This is a genomic window from Pseudomonas sp. H3_E04, assembly GCF_054668915.1.
Genome location: NZ_CP162797.1, coordinates 3,018,569 through 3,037,760, shown reverse-complemented (window position 1 = coordinate 3,037,760; position 19,192 = coordinate 3,018,569). Strand labels below are relative to the sequence as shown.

The following is a 19,192-nucleotide window of genomic DNA, read 5'->3' as shown; positions in this document are numbered from 1 at the left end:
CGGGCACGATAGCATGGGCCGAGGTGGCCCGGCGTGCTGTTCACGCCGGCCGTGTCTGCTAAACAGCTGTCTCCTGTACCTGACGTCGATGCACAAGATTCAACCTCGGCTTCGGCACCGGTCTGCCGCGAGGTTCGGCAGCGAGCGAGCGCTCCAGTTGCTGCAGGCGTTCAGTCACGCCTTGCGCCTCGCTCGGCGCTTCGATAATTGCCTGTGCGGTTTGCATGACCTTGTCGATAGCCTCGAACGGGTCTACACCATTCCTGGACAGCTTCATGACCTGGCGCTGTTGTTCTGCATCCAGTGCGTCCAGTTGGGCATAGAACATCTTCTGGATGTGCTCGGAGTAGCTGTTGAGGTTATCCGTGAAGGTCTTGATGCTGTCGATAAGCGCAGCGCCTCCATCGAGAAGAGCCCCCGCGCCGTCGACGGCTTTTGCAGCGCCGTCGCCCAGCGTTTTCAGCCCGTCCTTGAGCTCTTGGGTGTGCAGCGTCTGCGCTGCTTTCAAGCCTTTCTTGAAAAAGTGGTAACGCAATACCGGAAACACTATTGCCCCCGCGATTGCCCCTGCGCCGGAACCGATGGCGTTGCCGATTCCGGGTACCACGGTGCCGATGACACTGCCGATGGCGATGCCTTTGCCGATACCGTAAAACACCGATTTGATGCCGGCTCGGGAGGTGATGAATTTGCCGAACGTCATGCTTTTGCGCACCGCCTCGATGTTCTGGCCTTCAGGAATCAGGCCATCGAACTCGGTGGTCAGGTTGTGCAATTGCTCCGCCGCAGTTTGTGCTTGATCAAAGATACCCACCGCTTTTCTGATCAGGTCAAACACGACTTTGAAGGCACCGGTCTGGTCGACATGGACGATCGGGTTGTTACCGACAAAACCATACAGATTCAAACCGTCCACATCCCCCGCCGGATCCGCACTGACCCAGCGCTGTAACCACGGTGCGTAATAACGGGCGCCGTAGTAATACAAACCGCTGACATCCATCTCCTTGCCGGAGTAGCGGATGAAGCGATACACGGTTTCCGATTCCGGCTTCATCCATGCGGTTTCGCCGAACGGGTAATAGCCTTCTGCGCTGGTGACGTCAGCCTTTTCATCAAGCTCCATCACGCAAGAGCCGAGATGGTCCTGGAGGGTGTAGCGCAGTTGGTTGTTGGCGACAGGTGAAGTCGTTACCCAATGCAGGCAGCGTGCGTTGCCGAGGCTGATGACGTGCAGTTCTTCGCCGTTGTCTCTGGTGCGGATTTCCAGGCCGGGCAGATAACGCACCTGATGGAAGTGATTGGCACCGGGAGCGAAGGTTTCGTGACGCTTGAACACCCGCACGCCTTGGCTGTATCGGTAGTGTTCAGCGTCGTTGGCGCTGTCCTTGCGCAGGACCAGATCGATATGTTCCAGCTCGTCGCGGCCGTTCCAGTGCAATGACGGACCGTGGTGCAGCCTGCGTTGATTGCCGTGCGGGTCGAACCAGGTGCCGAAGTCCGGCGGCTCGTCGCCTGTTTGCCAGCGCACACCGCGATTGCTTTTGGCGTCGATGGACAGCGTTCGGGTGCGACTATTGCCGTCGCGCTGATGACGCAGTTCGGTCAGGTTGCCACCGTCGTCGTAGGTATACGCCTGGGTGTAATTGAGGCGGTTTCGTTCGTCTGGTGGCTGCGGCAGGCCGGGGATGTCCGGGGGCAGGGCATCGTCATGGCCGGTGGCGCGGATCAACCGGTACAAGGAGTCGTAGCTGAATTCACGGTGCCCGTCGACCCGCTGATTGGCGAACCAGACGGGTTCGAAGGCGTGGTCTTCGATGCGGGTGATATTGCCGACGCGGTCGTAGAAATATTCCAGATCCTGCAGTCCGGGTCGGCCGGGCTTATGACTGGTTCGGCTGCGCAAGCGTCCATTGCCTGGATCGTAAGTCCATTCGTTGAGCACACCGTTGCCGTCCTGTTGCTTGATGATCTGACCATTGGCGTCGTAGTGTACGGCCAGCAACACGTGGTGCCGTTCTGTGCCGCCGATCAGCAGATCCACTGCCTGAAGCTGTCCTGCGACGCCGTAGCGCGATTGCCGACAATGCCCGCCGGCGTCGGTCTGCTCGAGCATGGCGCCGAGCGGGCTGAATACCTGATGACTGGCAAAAGACGCGCCGTCGTGAAAGCGGCGGGTCTCTTCCAGTGCCTGGCCGGTAAGGGTGTAACTGACCACTTCGAACGAACCTGAGGCATCTGTCTGCTGGATCAACTGGCCACGGCAGTTGTAACCTGCATCGGCAGAACCGTCGGCGTAAATGAAGGTATCGACCTGGGTCTTGTCGTTACCGGACATCTCAAGCTTCACCACGCGCAGCTGCTTGTCGAACCACGCCTGCCAGTGCTGGTCGCGGCCGTCCCATCGCTGCACTGGCTCGCCGGCCGGTCCTTGCAGCACCAGACGCTGGCCGCTGTCGACACTGTCGGTATACAGCGCATCGCCGTTCAGCGCGTAAACGGTGCTGACGTTGGCAACGCTCAAACGCGGATCCTGCTGCGTCGCCAGACGCCCGGCCAGATCGTATTGATGGCGAGTCACGAGCGCTTTGGGAGGGGCACCAACCACGTTGCGCAGATAAGCCACCTGCCGGACAGGCAAGCCTCGGCCGTCCGTGGCGGCCAAGGACGGCGTGTGCGCATGCATGGATTCATCACCCATTCTTGAACCTGCCAAGCAATGGGCTACCGCTTTTTTTCGACGCCAGATGCCGTTGCGTTGCCAGGTATTGGTTGTCCGTCGTACCCATCGCTTTGTAATACGCCAGGCCGGCCTGAGCACGCGCGATGTGCGCAAGCACGGTTCGGTTTTTCTGTTGCAGGCCTGAGCGCGTGATGGTGGACAGCGTTTCGCTGGACGTATTGCCATTGACATTCGGCAGCACATTGGCGGGCGAAACACTGTCGACGCCCAGTGCATCGAAGGCATTCTCCGCCCACGCCGACCGTTGTTCGATGGCGGCTTTCCAGTCGCCGAGCATTTTTTCGATCTTTTCAATCTTCACCGGGTCGAGCCGGTTCTTGATGTCTTGCGCTTCCTGCGCCCGACTTCCCATATTGAGCGCGCCGGGAATGATGCCGATTACCGATCCGAACACCCTGTTCATTATGAATAACGGGTTGAAAACCGCGTCGAGTGCCGGATGGAGCACCTCGCCCTTGAAGTCTTTCCACGAGTTGATCTCCTTGACCGGCGCCTGGATTCCCAGCCTTTCATCAATCGCGCTCACGGACATCTGCGAGGTCTGCGGTATCAATGGCCCGACGCGCAGGCCGACGTGGTTTGCCAGCGGTTCGACAATCGCTCCGGCGACATCCCCACCGATATTGCCGCCGATCAAGCCTGAGGGTTTCAACACGTTCGCTGACACCTCCAGGACGGGAAGCATGGTGTCCAGTTGCACACCACCCAGGGAGCCACCCTCATAGCCGAGAACGCCTCGGACGACTTCTCCGGCCAGATTCATCGCCATGTTCATCGCAACATCCTGATGGATGATGTTGTGCAATTGTCCCAGTACTTCTTCAGCGTGCCCCTCCACCGCGGATGCAAACGCCGAATAGAGCATGATCACACCCTCTGCCCGCTTGTTGCCGTCCGGATCGACGAAGCGGATCGGGTTGTTTCCCACGAATGCGTACAAATTCAGGCCGTCCGCCTGCTCGGCGTCCGTACTGACCCAACGTTGCAGCCACGGCGCGTAATAACGGGCGCCGTAATAATACAAACCGCTGACATCCATTTCCTTGCCGGAATAACGGATGAAGCGGTACTCGGTTTCCGATTCCGGCCTCATCCATGCGGTTTCGCCGAACGGGTAATAGCCTTCTTCGCTGGTGACGGTCAGGTCTTCATCCAGCTCCATGACACTCGAACCCAGATGGTCTTGCAGGCTGTAGCGCAGTTGGTCGTTAGTAGTGGGGGGCGTTGTTACCCAATGCAGGCAACGTGCATCACCCGCGCTGACGATGTGCAGTTCTTCGCCATTGTCTTTGCTGCGAATTTCAAGGCCCGGCAGGTAGCGGACCTGATGGAAATGCCGCGTGTTGTCAGTAAGCCATTCGTGACGTTTGAACACTCGCCGGCCCTGGCTGTAACGATAATGTTCGGCGTCGTCGTCCCTGTCCTTGCGCATGACCAGGCTGACGCTTTGCAACTCGTCCCGGGCGTTCCATTGCAACGATGGCCCTTGCTTCAGATCCCGCTGATTGCCGTGAAGGTCAAACAAGGCGTCGAAGTCCGGATCCGCATCACCCGGTTTCCAGCGCGCAGCGCGATTGCTGTGGGAATCGACGAACATTTGCCGCGTATATGTGTTGCCCTCACGTACATGGATCAACTTGAGCAGGTTACCGCCGTCGTCGTAGATGAAGGTCTGGATGTAATTGAGGCGGTTTCTCGGGTCGCTCGCAGCCGGCAATCCAGGAATCTGCGCAGGCGGAGCGTCGTCGTAACCGGTGGCGCGAATCAGACGGTACAGCGAGTCGTAGCTGAATTCGCGATGGCCATCGACCCGCTGGTTGGCGAACCAGGATGGCTTGAAGGCGTGATCCTCGATGCGGATGACATTGCCGACACGGTCGTAGAAATATTCCAGGTCCTGCAGGCGGGACTTTGCCGGGGTCTGACTGATCCGGGTATGCAGGCGGCCATCGCCCGGGTCGTAGGTCCAATGGCTGAGCACACCGTTACCGGCCACTTGCTCGATGACCTGGTCACTGGCGTTGTAGTGTGCGTCCAGCAGCACCGGTTTGCGCACTTTGCCATCGATCCACAGATCCACCTGTCGCAGCTGTCCGGCGAGGCCATAGCGCAATTGTCTGCGATGTCCGCCGGCGTCGACCTGCTCCAGCAGAGCGCCCAGCGGGCTGAATACCTGCTGGCTGGTAAATGCTGCGCCGTCATGAAAGGTACGGGTTTCGATCAATGACTGGCCGGCGAGGGCATGGCTGGATATCCCCAGTGACCCTGAACTGTCACTTTGTTCGATCAACTGGCCGCGCAGGTTGTGGCTGGCGCTGACGGTACCATCGGCATAAGTGAAAGTGTCGACCTGATGCTCACCGTTTCCCGTGACCTGCAGTTGGACCACGCGCAGTTGATTGTCGAAGGTCGATTGCCAGTGATGGCCGCGTGCGTCCCAACGCTGGCGCGGTTCACCGGCCAGCCCCGGCAATATCAGGCGCCATCCGCCATCGACGCTGTCAGTGAATAGCGCATCTCCGTTCAGTGCGCTGACGGTGGTGGCGTTGGCAACCGGCAAGCGCGGATCGTGCTGTGCCACCAGACGCCCGGCCACATCGTGCTGTTGAGCGGTCACGATAGCGTGCGCTGTGTCATCTGCGGCAGAGCGCAAATAAGCGACCTGACGGATCGGCAGGCCTCGGCCGTCAATCACCGCCAGGGCTGGGGTGCGCCAATGCAAGGAGGCGGTCATGCGCCCGACTCACTCGAAGCCACCACCTCTTCGGCCGTGTCGTTGAAGTCCTCGCTGATGGTGAACCAGGGATGACACGTCGTGCAGGCAAAGTCCGCTTTGGCGTTGATCAGCTTGATCAGACGCCCCGGCGCGTCATAAAAAAGCTGGTCGAACAGTCCGAGCTTGCGCACTGATTGATTGACGTACCGGTGCGTATTGGCGAAAAACGGTCGGTACTGGCGTATCGGCAGACCCTTATTGTTGTATTCGACACGTTCGCTGATACGCCAGCGCCTCTGCGCCATCTGCTCGCCCTCTTCGATAAGCAACTCACCGTTTTCGTCTACGGTGTAGGCCAGCCCCGGGTCAACCTCTTGCAGGGTTTGCAGGATACGACCGAAGCCGTCGACGCAGGTTTTGACAATCTGGATCTGCAGGTCGGGGTCGTCGGGGTAGCGGTCAGCACTGAGCACCACGGTGTGTATGGGTTCGCGATATGCAGCTTCGATAGCCTTGAGCAACAGCTGATCGTCGGGTGTCAGGTCTTTGTCTCTGGCCAGGCGCCGCCGTGCGCTGGCGCGTATGTGTCCACCGGGCAACAGGTCGCCTTGCCTGATCGATTGGCTTTGAAGGGTGGAGGCGGGGATCCGGCCCATCCAGCTGAACAGGTTCTTGTGCAGAGTACTCGCTGCTCTTTGTACGGTTGGATAGGGATTCGCGATGGCGTATTCCGCACTGGTGTCCGGTAATGTCCAGCAGGTCAACTCATGGAATCCGGCGTCTTCACCGTTTTCCGTACCGTGGAAACTGGTGACCAGCGGCTGACCTGACGGTTCGTAGATGACTTCTTCGATATTTTCATTGGCGTCGATGAGTCGCTTGGGTTTGAGTGCGTGGTAATCGAACTCCGCCACGCGAGTAGTACAACCGTCGGGCAACTCCATGCGAACGATCGCCAGGTAGTGTTGATCGTACTCGGCTTTGGTCACGCCATGGCTTTGCGTTTCGTTGAACTCAAGGACTTTGTAGAACGCCTGAAGGTTGCCATACCGGGCAAAGTTGAACCGCGCTGACCAGAGGTTTTTTTCTGCGCTTGGCACTGCCTCGAACATCGGCTGCATGTCTCTGTAGCCAATCTCCACCAGGGCTGCAGCGATATTGAACTCCGGCACAATGCTGTAAGCGTCCAGCGCGGTCTTGTCCAATAGCGCAAGCTCGAGGGAATGTTTCAAAGCTTCGAAACCGGCAACGCCGTCGCCCAGTTCCTGACCTTCCGTGTCCACATAGCGCTGCACGGATTGCGACGTCAGGACCCGTTCGTCATTCCATTGCGGTGAATCCTGATGCGCTCGCAGCGTTTCCAAGGACACCTGAGCGGGGGTCAGCCCTATGGGCAAGGTACCTTTGCGCAATTTCAGCGCATTGCTCCGTTCCTGGTAAGGCAGACCCAATCGCCACTGCTGCGGCCCGGTCAGGTGGATCAGGCGCGCACGGGTTTCACTGAGGTAAAACCATTGCTGCGCGTCGTCATGGGCGTCGCTCCACCATTGATTCAAGTGGTCCTCGGTGAAGGGCGGCGGACTGTCAGCCGTCAGCCGTCGCGCGTAGCTCACCGACAGTGCGTGGGCCACGGCACCATAAGCGTCCCAGCGCAAAGTCACGTCATGGCGGCACAGCGGGTCGTTGATAAATCCGTCGTATTGGTAGCTGATGTGTTCCACCTGCAGCGGCAGCAGAACGGCTGCTGCGTACTGCCCCCGAGGCTGCACTTCGCGCACCAGATAGCGTGTTTCCTGTACCGAGTACAGCTGAGGAATGCCGGGTGCCCGGGTGTCGGCCAGGTAGGCAGAGGTTTCCGTGCGAGCCACCGAGCCGACCAGTGCCTGCGCGATCCGATAGCGACTGTCGGGATCCTCCGGGGTGATGGGTTCATCGACTTCACCTTTGGGGTGGTAACGACTGAACAGGGTTTCGCCCAACGGACAAGCATCCACGTCCGCGCTGAAATAATCATCGCGCGGGCGATTCATGTCTTGCCCGTTATGAAACCAGATACGGGTCTGCGCCGGCTCGCTGAAGCCAGGCTCTGAAGGCCCCGTGGGCCTTTCGCAATCGAGTTGCTGCAAGTAGCCGAAGCCGCGAAATTCGCGTTCCCTGCCGTCGTAAAATCCCTCTCGCCATTCAAATAACTGGGTCAACCGGACATCGGTGATCTCATCGTGCTGCTCCTGCTTTTTCACCACGGCCAGCGGAAACGGCAAATGACACACCGGGGCGCGCCCCAGCGTCAGAAGACGGGCCTTTTCATCCAGCCATTCCTGTGCCGAGCTGCGATAAGTCACGCTGGAGCAGCAGCCCATATTGTTATTGCTGCTGGCCAGCAGATAAGGCTTGTTCGCAACGAAATCGTAGCGCCAGTGCCTTGGCTTCATATGCGGTACCGTCAGAACCAGGCTGGCACAACCGAGCCCTTGCAGGTCGGCGAAACTGACCTGGCACAAGGGGTCATAACGCACCCCTTCCGGCCACGCTACGCTGACAGGAGTTTGCTCCAGACCGTTGCCGCCACGGTTCAGATAGATCTCGAATGCCGTGGATTTCAGATAGATCAGCGCCGGCGCGCCGGAACCGTCGAGATCGGCGAAACGCACTCGCGAGGCGTCGAATTCTTCGTAGGTGAACGGCAGGTCGCTGATCTTGCGCCCTTTGCCGAATTTGCCATGCCCAAGATTAGGCCAGCAGCGCATCTCGTCGTGGCGGATGCGGCACAGTTCGGGCATGTCGCTGCCGAGCAGGTTACCCAGTAACACCAGTTCAGTGGGCGAATCGCTGAAGACCGGCAGACGGTCGTCATCATATTCGTGGGGGATTTCCTGTGCCGCCGCGAAGCCTTTTTCCCGCAGGCTGGCATAAAGACGCACCCGATGGGGACTGATAGTGGCCGCTGACATCAAGCCGTCGCCGCAAAAATCTCCCATGGTCAAGGCCAGATCCCGATGTTCCCTGGGGAATTTATCGAAAGCGGTAAACAACTCGAATTGGCGCTGTGCATTCAACGCATGAAATCCACAATAACCCAATCGGGCAATGATCAGATCCAGGCGTCCGTCACCGGTCAGGTCGAGCAGTTGCGCCACGGCCCGGTTACGATCTGCAAGCGCAATCTTCTCCAGCAAGGTCCATGGGCCGTAACCGATCCGGTCGGTGCCGGGTTCTGCGCGTAACGGTTCACGGTAATACCAGGCGTTGTCGTAGCGGCAGAGGAAGCCCGGAACGCCCTCGCCATACAGATCGACGCATTGGTAGAACCCACTGTCTTCGATGCCGGGTTGGTTCTGGTTTTCCAGCAGACGCGCAGGTGTTTTATTGATTTCGAAGGGCAAGTATTCGAACTCCACCGGCGGTGAATGCTCGACATTGCCTTCTGCGTCAAAGGACTGATAGTGCGCAGCGCTGATCTGACTGTATGCCCACTGAGCTTTGTTCTGAACCGGCCGGTATTCCAGCAGCAGGCGCCGTGCAAGTCTTGCCTCTGCGGCGATGCCCTCGGGAAAGTGCTGAAACATCAGCACCTGCTGGCAAAGCCTGCGTGTGCCCAGTTCAAAACCCTGACCATAAGTGGAAAACCGGTCCTGTCGCAGCTGCCAGGGGGTCGCTTCATCGTAGGTCGGGATCTGGGTCAGGGAGTTGCTGCGTTCGCCGTAATCGAACAGCAGTTGAAAATGCCATGGCAGATCCGTCGGCCGGTCGAAGTCCCAGCTATAGAGGCGGTCACTCGCCGTGGCGTTGCCGTGACATACCCGTCGCAGATAACGCTGGGCTCGGTAGTCGTGAGTCGGGTCGTGTTCTTCGGGCTGATCGTCGGGCTTGTACTCGTAGCAGATGTGTTCGCCCTGTGCGTTCATGCTTTCGCACAGCAGCCAGTTGCTGATATGCAATGGGGCGTCGGGGTCGGCGCGGCGTGAAGCGGCGGTTTTGCCGTAGACATGCAATGTGCCATCGGCGCCGTGCACCAGCCAGAAAGGCGCACCACCGTCAGCCGGATGCCAGCATTCGCGCAGGGAAAAATCGCTTTCGATCCGCGCCCGGTAAGACACCACCGTGTGCTCCGGAATGGGCCGGTCGCGGTATGTGGTTTCGCTGCGTGACTTGAGGTTGCCATCGTCATCCAGCTCGGGCATCCACACTTCGCCGTCGTGGCCGATGATTTCGTCGCGCTCGGTGTAGCGCGGTACGCCCTTGTTGGTACGTCGGCTGATCTGGCTCAGTCCAGCCAGATTCCAGCCAAGGCCAAACGTACTGTTACCGCTCTGGCTGCTGAATGACAGGAGCATGTGCGGGTCATAGCCACGGCCAGCGGTCGGGATCGGCAGTTCAACCCCGGCTGTGCCCGTAGGGCCCACCGCGCTCCAGCTCTTGCCGACAGTCGCGATCGATGAGCTCTTGGCGATGGACGGGGCGGTGATGCTCAGGTCTTGATCGGGCATGTCGATTCCATTCGCGCAGAGGGGCTTTCATGGAATGACGCTAACAAAAACGCTCGGAAGATGGACCTGTCAGATCTGACAGGTGCGCAAGATCATTTTCTGTGCATGGGGCGTTTGTTTATCGCTAACGGTATTAACCAACAAAAACGGCCGGGCATCTTTGCAGATGCACCGGCCGTTTCGATGTGGCGAAAAACTTACTGCACTTCGACCGCCAGGCTCTCGCTGATCTTCTGTTGCCAGATCGCCGGCCCGGTGATGTGTACGGATTCGCCTTTGCTGTCCACCGCCACCGTTACCGGCATGTCCTTGACTTCGAACTCGTAGATCGCCTCCATGCCAAGTTCGGCAAATGCCAGCACCTTGGACTTCTTGATCGCTTGCGCAACCAGATAGGCGGCGCCGCCCACGGCCATCAGGTACACGGCCTTGTTGTCCTTGATCGCATCGATAGCGGTAGGGCCGCGCTCGGATTTGCCGATCATCCCCAACAGACCGGTCTGCTCGAGGATCTGACGAGTGAATTTGTCCATCCGCGTTGCGGTGGTCGGGCCAGCCGGGCCAACCACTTCGTCACCGACCGGATCAACCGGGCCGACGTAATAGATGAAGCGACCCTTGAGGTCGACCGGCAGGGTTTCGCCCTTGTTGAGCATTTCGACCATGCGCTTGTGCGCAGCGTCGCGACCGGTGAGCATTTTGCCGTTGAGCAATACGGTTTCGCCCGGCTTCCAGCTCTGCACGTCTTCCGGGGTCAGGGTGTCGAGGTTGACACGGCGGGCCGACGGGCCGGCTTCCCAGACGATTTCCGGGTAGGCGTCCAGCGGCGGCGCTTCCAGCGAGGCCGGGCCGGAACCGTCGAGCACGAAGTGCGCGTGACGGGTGGCGGCGCAGTTGGGGATCATGCACACCGGCAGGGAAGCGGCGTGGGTCGGGTAATCCATGATCTTCACGTCGAGCACGGTGGTCAGGCCACCAAGGCCCTGGGCGCCGATGCCCAACTGGTTGACCTTCTCGAACAGTTCCAGACGCATTTCTTCGATGCGGTTCTGCGGGCCACGGGCCTTCAACTCGTGAATGTCGATGGATTCCATCAACACTTCCTTGGCCATGACCGCGGCTTTTTCAGCGGTGCCGCCGATGCCGATACCGAGCATGCCCGGTGGGCACCAGCCAGCGCCCATGGTCGGCACGGTCTTGAGTACCCAGTCAACGATCGAGTCGGACGGGTTGAGCATGGCCATTTTCGACTTGTTCTCGGAACCGCCGCCCTTGGCTGCCACGTCCACTTCCACGGTGTTGCCCGGGACGATGGAATAGTGGATCACGGCCGGGGTGTTGTCCTTGGTGTTCTTGCGCGCACCCGCCGGGTCGGCGAGGATCGAGGCACGCAGGACGTTTTCCGGCAGGTTGTAGGCGCGACGCACGCCTTCGTTGATCATGTCGTCCAGGCCCATGGTGGCGCCATCCCAGCGTACGTCCATGCCGACACGGACGAACACGGTGACGATACCGGTGTCCTGGCAGATCGGGCGATGGCCGGTGGCGCACATGCGCGAGTTGATCAGGATCTGCGCCATCGAATCACGGGCCGCTGGCGATTCTTCGCGCAGGTAGGCTTCGTGCATCGCCTGGATGAAATCCACGGGGTGGTAATAGGAAATGAACTGCAGGGCGTCGGCAACGCTCTGAATCAGGTCATCTTGCTTGATCACGGTCATGAGTCGCGCTCCTCAAAAAAAACGGTGGGGAAGCTACAGGCTTCTAGCTTCGAGCGGCAAGTTAAAGCAGTACGCGAACAGCTTGAGCTTGCCGCTTGAAGCTTGCGGCTCGTAGCTGTCCCTCTGTGGCGCGACGCTAAAAAGGCGCGGCAGTATACCGCGCCCCGATCGGCCGTACACGCGCCGGCAGTCATTCATTGCGCCAGCTGCAAGCTTCAAGCATTGAGCGGCAAGTCAAGGCAATACGCGGACAGCTTGAGCTTGCCGCTTGAAGCTCGCGACTTGTAGCTGCCCGTCTGGGCCAGGTGGGCCACACTTTTGACGCCATTTTCCCGGCCCGAAAATCGGTGGTCATTTAGCGACCGGCCCTCTAAAGTGGCATCCGGTCTGTAGAGTAGGACACTCGGTCAGCCTCCTATCGCACGGTGAGTCAACGATTGACCCATAACGCCATTCAACGCCTTTTGCTCAAACGCTTCGCCCTCGCTGCGGCCACCTACGGATTGGCTTTGCTGCTGCTGTGGCTGGCGTTTTTCACCGGGCATTATCAGCAATCGCTAAGTGGTGTGGCCATCGGCAGCGCCCTGGTGGTCATCAGCCAGGCGACCCTCTTCGGGCTGTTCTGGAGCGGGCGCAACCAGCGCTTCGCCGACCCCAGCCTGACCGAAGCGCAAGTGCTGATGGGGCTGGGCTGGCAAACGTGGCTGATCGCTCATGTCGACGAGGCACGTGGTGCGTTTCTGGTGTTCTACGTGCTGATCCTGCTGTTCGGCCTGTTCCATCTCACCCGGCGGGTGTTTATCCGCTGCGCGCTGCTGGTGTTCTTCAGTTTTTCCGCGATTACCCTGTGGGACGCCTACCACTTGCGCCTCGCCGAGCCTGCGCTCGCGGCGTTGCAGGTGTGCATTCTGGCGATGGTGCTGGCGTGGCTGGTGCTCTATGCGCGCTTTGTCCAGGTTTCCCGGCAACGCCAGCGGCAGCGTCGGTTTGCCTTGCAGGCGCATCAGGACACTCTGCGCGGGATGATGCGCCAGCTCGAAGATCTGGTTGCCACCGATGAGCTGACCGGGCTGTTCAATCGCCGCCACTTCCTGCGCATTGCCTCGCGCGAGCTCAACGCGCTGGACAGCGACGTGATGCACGGCCTGGCGCTGATCGATCTGGACCACTTCAAACGCATCAACGACCTGCACGGCCACGCCGCTGGCGATCAGGTGCTGCAGGCATTTGCCGGTGTGGCACAAGCCTGCCTGCGCGACGGCGATGTGCTGGCGCGCTATGGTGGCGAGGAGTTCGTGGTGCTAGTGCCCGACTGCGATGCCGAACGCCTGACCGCCTGTTGCGAGCGTTTGCGCATTGCCTTCAGCGAGGTTGAGTTGATGGGCTTGCAAGTGCGCAACCTGAGCCTGTCGGCGGGCATGACCCTGTTGGCGGTTGGCGATGATCTGGACGAAGCCTTGCAGCGCGCCGATCAGGCGCTGTACCGGGCCAAGCGTGACGGACGCAATCGTTGTGCCGCCGCGTGGGAGAACGTCGATGCCTGAATTGCGTGTCGGTGATCGGCAATGGACGGTTGATGCGGGCAGCAACCTGCTCGACAGTCTGAATCAGAACGGCGTCGCGGTGCCCTACAGCTGTCGCGCCGGCAGTTGCCACGCCTGTCTGGTGCAATGCGTGCAAGGCCTGCCCACTGACAACCGCCCGGACGCCTTGAGCGCCGAACAGCGCCAGCAGGGCTGGCGGCTGGCCTGCCAATGCCAGGTGAGCGAAGATCTGCAGGTGCACACCTTCGATCCGATTGCCGACGGTCGCCCGGCCGTGGTCGAGGCGCTGGACTGGCTCAGCGACAACGTTTTGCGTCTGCGTCTGGTCCCGCAACGGCCACTGCGTTACAGCGCCGGCCAGCATCTGGTGTTGTGGATCGGCCATATCGCCCGTCCGTATTCGCTGGCGAGCCTGCCGCAGGAAGACCGATTTCTTGAGTTTCACCTCGATTGCCGCCAGCCCGGCGAATTCGTCGATGCCGCACGCAAGCTGCAGATCGGCGACTCAATCCGCCTCGGCGAACTGCGCGGTGGCGCCTTGCATTACGATCCGGACTGGCATGCGCGACCGCTCTGGCTGCTCGCCGCCGGCACCGGTTTAGGCCCGTTGTTCGGCGTGCTCCGCGAAGCCTTGCGCCAGGATCACCAAGGCGCCATCCGCGTCATTCACCTGGCCCATGACGAACGCGAGCACTATCTGGCCAAACCCCTTGCCGCACTGGCCGCGCAGCGGGAAAACCTCCGCGTCGAACTGTGGACAGCGGCCGAGTCAGCCGCCGCTTTGGCGCAACTGCGCCTTGTTTCCCGGCAAACCCTGGCCTTAGTCTGCGGCTCGACGGCCAGTGTCGACGCCTTCGCCAAGCGTCTGTACCTGGCCGGATTGCCGCGCAACCAACTGCTGGCCGACGTGTTCCTGTCCCGTGGTTGAGCGCTGATATTTCAGACGCGAGACACGCCATGACCGAAGTCATCCTGCTGGAACGCGAGCGCGGTTTGCTGACCCTGCGCCTCAACCGCCCGGACAAGAAAAACGCCCTGACCCGCGCCATGTACAGCCGCCTCGCCGAGGCCCTGAAACAGGCCGACGATGACCCGCAAATCAATGCCGTGCTGATCAGCGGCAGCGCCGAGTGCTTCACCGCCGGCAACGACATCGCCGACTTCCTCGAGCAACCGCCGAGCGACCTCGACAGCCCGGTATTTCACTTCATGCTCAATCTGCTCGAATGCCGCAAACCGGTGATCGCCGCCGTGGCCGGAGCAGCGGTGGGGATTGGCACGACCCTGCTGCTGCACTGCGATCTGGTCTATGTCAGCCGCGATGCGCGCCTGCGCATGCCATTCGTCAATCTTGGTTTATGCCCGGAGTTTGGCTCCAGTCTGATCCTGCCGCGTTTGCTTGGGCAGGCCAAAGCGGCAGAATTGTTGTTGCTGGGTGAAAGCTTCAGCGGCGCACAGGCTGCGCAGTGGGGAATTGCGACAGACGCACTGGACAGTGGCGCGGCTGCGTTGAGCAAAGCAAGGGAAATGGCGCTGCGGTTTGATGAATTGTCGGCTGAGGCGGTGCAAATCAGCAAGCAACTGATGCGAGCGCCAGATCGCAAGTTGCTGCGCAAAGTGATTGAAGAGGAGGGCGCGTTGTTCACCCAGCGGCTGCGTTCGCCGGAGGCGATGGCGGCGTTGAGCGGGTTTTTTCGCTGAATCTTGAGACGCCTTCGCGAGCAGGCTCGCTCCCACAGGAGATTGCATTTCAAATGTGGGAGCGAGCCCGCTGGCGAAGGACCTGGCCAGCCAATAAAACTATCAATCAGGGGAATCCCGGCGATCCCGTCGCCAGCTCACTCGATTAGTCCACGGCCGACGCATGGAACCCGTTGGCCTTCGACTTGCCGCTGGCCGAGGAACGTCAGTTTACCCTCCGCGATTGCAGCCCCCCGCCAAACACCCCTCTCCATGTCGAACACTCGCCAGCCTTTGCCATCCGCAAAATCCGTGTCCAGTCTGCCGTCATCGATGAAGCTGGCAATAACATAGTTAAAACCAGAGGACAGGTGACTCAGCCCCGCAACAAGTATGTGTCCACTGCTCTGGATGGACGCGTCAAGCCATAGGGTGTCAATGCCTTGCAGTCTGCTCAGAAGTGGTTCGCCTGCGTTGAACTGGATGTTGGGTTTGCCGTCGGATTCCCGGCTGATCAATACGCCATGGTGTGCAGGCTCCGTATACCCAACGGATAACAGCCGCTTATTCGTCTGCCCGATAACTTTCAAGACATTGACGCTCAGCGAGTTTTCTACTGGATCCATCACTTCAAAGCCGTCATCGGCGAACGAGTCATCAATTTTCCCGGTGGCAGTCAAGCGGTTGAGTACTGCCCGGTAAGGATGATTGCTACGTACACAGCCCGCGAGCACGTAGGTGCCATCCTGTTTTGCCAATAGATCGTATAGCTCTGTGTGAGTGAAATTCGGGTGGAGAACGTAAGCGATTTCTCCCTGGTTGAATTCAACATCCCGTGTGCCGTCAGGCAAGAGTCGAATGACTGCTGTCGCTATTTTGTTTCCATCCCGACCTACGGTGGTATGCAATACGATCTTGCCGTCAGGCAGAACGGTTGACCGCTGGCTACCCGATTCTGAGTTCGTTGGGTTGAGTAGTTGCTGGTGCGTCTGATGTGCCGGGTCATCATCCGAGAGGTAAACAGCGACTTTGCCGGTTTTGTTGAATGCAGGATCAAGGTTGCCAGCGACGTCGAGACGCACGACTCCTATGGCACGCTTAAGGCTAGCCTGAAAGAAACTGCCGATGAGCAGCAGTTTGCCGTCAGCCTGTTCCACTATTTCGTTAGCGAAGGAATGCGATCCTTCCCCGTCCTCAAATTGACCGGTTACGTACCCGTTCTGGCCAAATTGAGTGTCGTGTACGCCATTGATATCCAGTCTGATCAGGTAGTAAGCGTTACCGGTCGATTGACCTATGCTTCCCGCGATATAGGTGCGTCCTGTTTTGTCGACCATCAAACCTCTCAGGACAAGATTTCCTAAAGCGTCGGGAGGTTTTTTCGGAGTGGCAACGCCCTGATTGCCAAACGTCGGGTCGAACTTACCTGGCGAGATGTTTGCCGCAATTTCCATCTTCAATCCTCCCTGATCACAAGTCGTGTCCAGTCTTGAGTGGTTGGGTGACGAAGTTGCACGCTAATCAGGAATGGCTCTCGCGACAACTGACAAAACTGACAGTTGAAGTTCTGCGAAAATTGGTTTTCAGCAACATGCAGGCAACAAAAAGCCCCGCCATTCACATGGCGGGGCTTTGGTGTTTCAACTTCCGATCACTCAGACCTGCGGATCACCGACATGCAGGATCTTCATGCCGTTGGTGCCACCGGTGGTGTGGTAGCTGTCGCCCTTGGTCAGGATGACCCAGTCGCCTTTTTCCACGACGCCGCGCTTGGTCAGCTCGTCGATGGCTTTCTGGCTGACTTCGTGCGGTTCCAGCGAGGCCGGATCGAACGGGATGGTGTAGACGCCACGGAACATCGCCGCGCGGGCCTGGGCTTCGCGGTGCGGGGTAAACGCGTAGATCGGCACCGAGGAGCGGATACGCGACATGATCAGCGGGGTGAAGCCGCTTTCAGTCAACGCAATGATCGCTTTGACGCCCGGGAAGTGGTTGGCGGTGTACATGGTCGCCAGCGCAATGCTCTCGTCACAGCGGCTGAACTCCTTGCCGATGCGGTGGCTGGAGGTCTTGCCGGTCGGGTGCTTCTCGGCGCCGACGCAGATGCGCGCCATCGCCTGCACGGCTTCCAGTGGGTACAGGCCAGCGGCAGATTCGGCCGACAGCATGACGGCGTCGGTGTAGTCGAGCACGGCGTTGGCCACGTCGGACACTTCGGCGCGGGTCGGCATCGGATTCTGGATCATCGACTCCATCATCTGCGTTGCCACGATCACCGCCTTGTTGTGGCGACGGGCGTGCAGAATGATTTTCTTCTGAATGCCCACCAGCTCGGCATCGCCGATTTCCACACCGAGGTCGCCACGGGCAACCATCACTGCGTCGGAAGCCTTGATCAGGCCGTCGAGGGTTTCGTCGTCGGCCACGGCTTCGGCGCGTTCGATCTTCGCCACCAGCCAGGCAGTGCCGCCGGCCTCGTCGCGCAGTTGACGGGCGTATTCCATGTCGGCGGCGTCACGCGGGAAGGACACCGCGAGGTAGTCGACTTCCATCTCGGCGGCGAGCTTGATGTCGGCCTTGTCTTTTTCAGTCAGGGCCGGAGCGGTCAGACCGCCACCACGACGGTTGATGCCTTTGTGATCGGACAGCGGACCGCCGATGGTCACCACGCAATGCAGCTCGGTGGCCGTGGCGGTTTCAACGCGCATCACCACGCGGCCGTCGTCGAGCAGCAGCTCGTCGCCAACGCCGCAGTCCTTGACCAGATCCGGGTAGTCGATGCCGACCACCTGCTGGTTGCCTTCGGTCAGCGGATGACTGGTGGAGAAGGTGAACTTGTCACCGATCTTCAGCTCGATCTTCTTGTTGGCGAATTTGGCGATACGGATTTTCGGGCCTTGCAGGTCGCCGAGCAGGGCGACGAAGCGGCCGTGCTTGGCAGCGAGGTCACGCACCAGCTTCGCGCGAGCCTTGTGCTCGTCGGGGGTGCCGTGGGAGAAGTTCAGACGGGCGACATCCAGACCAGCCAGAATCAGCTGTTCGAGAACTTCCGGCGAGTTACTGGCCGGGCCAAGGGTAGCGACGATTTTGGTACGACGGACGGACATGCAAAGACTCCTGAGTTCAAGCGCAGGCAGAGGCTACTATGGTCTAGGGGTGTAGTCATTGTTCGTTTGCACTACTTTTTGTGAAGAGCTTCGTTATTGCTTTCTTTATTGAACGCGGCAACTTTGCGACCAGCGCGCCTGAAGATTTCCGACCAGGGGTCGATACAGAGCACAAGACAGGAGAACCCCCATGCGATTGTTGCCCATTGCCGCCCTTGCCCTCAGCGTCCTCGCCGCGACGGGCTGCACCCGTTGGTCGATGAACCATCATTTGAACAACGCCTACAGCGCCTATGAGCGCGGCAATTGCGAGCAGGTGATGCTCGAGTTGTCCAAGGTCGAACGTGCCAGCCGCGCCCGGCCGTACGTGTGGCCTGAAGTGTCGATGATGCGCGGCCAGTGCCTGGAACGGCAGAAGCTCTACATCGACGCGGTGCAGACTTACCAGTTCATCATCGCTTCGTACCCGAACAGCGAATACGCCTACCGCGCCCGCGCGCGTCTGGAAACCTTGCAGAGCCTGGGCCATTACCCGACACGCAGCGCCGCTGCTGTGGTGCGGCCGACGCGCTTCTGACGGTGTTGCCCTACAAAATCTGGCCGTCTGTACAAGCTCCGCTATAGTCAAGGAAACCGCTCGCGAGCCTTGTCTCGATAGCGGCGCAACACCTGCGACTGGCAGTGGTAAAGGTGACGGCGCTATTGCGACCGTCACACCGGAAGCGGGGAGAGCGGGCCTGCTCCACAGGTTCGTTCCGAAGCACAGGTGCGGCTCCTTGCTGAGCCCTGCATGGCGAACAGCACATCATGTTTACCGACCGCCGGATCGAACGGCACCAATTGCCGTACTACCTCAGAGTATTCAACAGCGTCACCGACAGACCCGTCGGCTTTCTCGGCAATGTATCGGCGGACGGGCTGATGCTCATCAGCAACCTGCCGATGATGGTCGGGATGGATTTCCAGTTACGCGTCAAAGTCCCGGCCCGCGATGGCAGCCAGCAAGTGATCGATTTCAGCGCCTGCTGCGTGTGGTGCCATGAAGACGCCACGCCGTTGCATTACGACGCCGGCTTCATCCTGCGCCGCGCGCCGGCGGAATTCGGGCAACTGGTGCTGGCGTTGCAGCGCTACTTCAGTTTTCAACCGATGCCGGCATCGGCTTGATTGGAATCCGCTGAGTCCAGGTAGCCA

Annotated in this window: 11 protein-coding genes; 5 read left to right on the top strand and 6 right to left on the bottom strand. The window is 59.8% G+C overall.

Features of this window, described 5'->3' with window-relative positions:
• Positions 1-58: 58 nt before the first annotated feature.
• The 4 genes from AB4N53_RS13600 to AB4N53_RS13585 all read right to left on the bottom strand — a co-directional run bounded on the left by AB4N53_RS13600 (position 59) and on the right by AB4N53_RS13585 (position 11,667).
• Positions 59-2,701 (bottom strand): RHS repeat domain-containing protein, encoded by a 2,643-nt coding sequence (locus AB4N53_RS13600; protein ID WP_460121073.1) that lies wholly within the window; start codon positions 2,699-2,701, stop codon positions 59-61.
• Complete coding sequence (locus tag AB4N53_RS13595; protein ID WP_460121071.1) at positions 2,694-5,477, bottom strand: RHS repeat domain-containing protein; 2,784 nt, start codon at positions 5,475-5,477, stop codon at positions 2,694-2,696. The genes AB4N53_RS13600 and AB4N53_RS13595 overlap by 8 nt, the downstream gene beginning before the upstream one ends.
• Complete coding sequence (locus AB4N53_RS13590; protein WP_460121069.1) at positions 5,474-9,946, bottom strand: SpvB/TcaC N-terminal domain-containing protein; 4,473 nt, start codon at positions 9,944-9,946, stop codon at positions 5,474-5,476. The genes AB4N53_RS13595 and AB4N53_RS13590 overlap by 4 nt, the downstream gene beginning before the upstream one ends.
• A gap of 197 nt (positions 9,947-10,143) precedes the next feature.
• Positions 10,144-11,667 carry a fumarate hydratase gene (locus tag AB4N53_RS13585; RefSeq protein WP_016773454.1) on the bottom strand — a complete coding sequence of 508 codons (1,524 nt, stop codon included), beginning with the start codon at positions 11,665-11,667 and terminating at the stop codon, positions 10,144-10,146.
• Between the two features lie 437 nt (positions 11,668-12,104).
• Between AB4N53_RS13585 and AB4N53_RS13580 the strand changes: the two genes are divergently transcribed.
• Genes AB4N53_RS13580 through AB4N53_RS13570 form a run of 3 tightly spaced genes read left to right on the top strand, consistent with a single transcriptional unit; the run spans position 12,105 to position 14,912 of the window.
• On the top strand, positions 12,105-13,211 hold the full coding sequence (locus AB4N53_RS13580) for a GGDEF domain-containing protein (RefSeq protein WP_460121067.1): 1,107 nt from the start codon (positions 12,105-12,107) through the stop codon (positions 13,209-13,211).
• On the top strand, positions 13,204-14,139 hold the full coding sequence (locus tag AB4N53_RS13575; protein WP_460121065.1) for an iron-sulfur-binding ferredoxin reductase: 936 nt from the start codon (positions 13,204-13,206) through the stop codon (positions 14,137-14,139). Before AB4N53_RS13580 ends, AB4N53_RS13575 begins: the two co-directional genes overlap by 8 nt.
• Positions 14,140-14,168: 29 nt before the next feature.
• Entirely contained in the window at positions 14,169-14,912 is a 744-nt protein-coding gene (locus AB4N53_RS13570) for an enoyl-CoA hydratase-related protein (protein ID WP_460121064.1), read from the top strand.
• Positions 14,913-15,049: 137 nt separating this feature from the next.
• On the opposite strand, the gene AB4N53_RS13565 is transcribed toward AB4N53_RS13570, so the two are convergent.
• Both AB4N53_RS13565 and pyk read right to left on the bottom strand, forming a co-directional pair.
• A complete protein-coding gene (locus AB4N53_RS13565; protein ID WP_460121062.1) occupies positions 15,050-16,345 on the bottom strand; it encodes a hypothetical protein in 1,296 nt (431 codons plus the stop codon).
• Positions 16,346-16,546: 201 nt separating this feature from the next.
• Positions 16,547-17,998, bottom strand: coding sequence for a pyruvate kinase (pyk, locus tag AB4N53_RS13560; RefSeq protein ID WP_024014116.1), 1,452 nt, complete (start codon positions 17,996-17,998; stop codon positions 16,547-16,549).
• A gap of 190 nt (positions 17,999-18,188) precedes the next feature.
• Between pyk and AB4N53_RS13555 the strand changes: the two genes are divergently transcribed.
• Positions 18,189-18,575, top strand: a complete 387-nt coding sequence (locus tag AB4N53_RS13555; protein WP_016773461.1) for a tetratricopeptide repeat protein — start codon at positions 18,189-18,191, stop codon at positions 18,573-18,575.
• Positions 18,576-18,805: 230 nt separating this feature from the next.
• Positions 18,806-19,165 (top strand): PilZ domain-containing protein, encoded by a 360-nt coding sequence (locus tag AB4N53_RS13550; RefSeq protein WP_460121060.1) that lies wholly within the window; start codon positions 18,806-18,808, stop codon positions 19,163-19,165.
• Positions 19,166-19,192 lie beyond the last annotated feature (27 nt).

Bases quoted from the DNA above. Each gene is read 5' to 3' on its own strand.
- AB4N53_RS13600 (WP_460121073.1), bottom strand. From the start codon at position 2,701: ATGGGTGATGAATCCATGCATGCGCACACGCCGTCCTTGGCCGCCACG.
- AB4N53_RS13595 (WP_460121071.1), bottom strand. From the start codon at position 5,477: ATGACCGCCTCCTTGCATTGGCGCACCCCAGCCCTGGCGGTGATTGAC.
- AB4N53_RS13590 (WP_460121069.1), bottom strand. From the start codon at position 9,946: ATGCCCGATCAAGACCTGAGCATCACCGCCCCGTCCATCGCCAAGAGC.
- AB4N53_RS13585 (WP_016773454.1), bottom strand. From the start codon at position 11,667: ATGACCGTGATCAAGCAAGATGACCTGATTCAGAGCGTTGCCGACGCC.
- AB4N53_RS13575 (WP_460121065.1), top strand. From the start codon at position 13,204: ATGCCTGAATTGCGTGTCGGTGATCGGCAATGGACGGTTGATGCGGGC.
- AB4N53_RS13570 (WP_460121064.1), top strand. From the start codon at position 14,169: ATGACCGAAGTCATCCTGCTGGAACGCGAGCGCGGTTTGCTGACCCTG.
- AB4N53_RS13565 (WP_460121062.1), bottom strand. From the start codon at position 16,345: ATGGAAATTGCGGCAAACATCTCGCCAGGTAAGTTCGACCCGACGTTT.
- pyk (WP_024014116.1), bottom strand. From the start codon at position 17,998: ATGTCCGTCCGTCGTACCAAAATCGTCGCTACCCTTGGCCCGGCCAGT.
- AB4N53_RS13555 (WP_016773461.1), top strand. From the start codon at position 18,189: ATGCGATTGTTGCCCATTGCCGCCCTTGCCCTCAGCGTCCTCGCCGCG.
- AB4N53_RS13550 (WP_460121060.1), top strand. From the start codon at position 18,806: ATGTTTACCGACCGCCGGATCGAACGGCACCAATTGCCGTACTACCTC.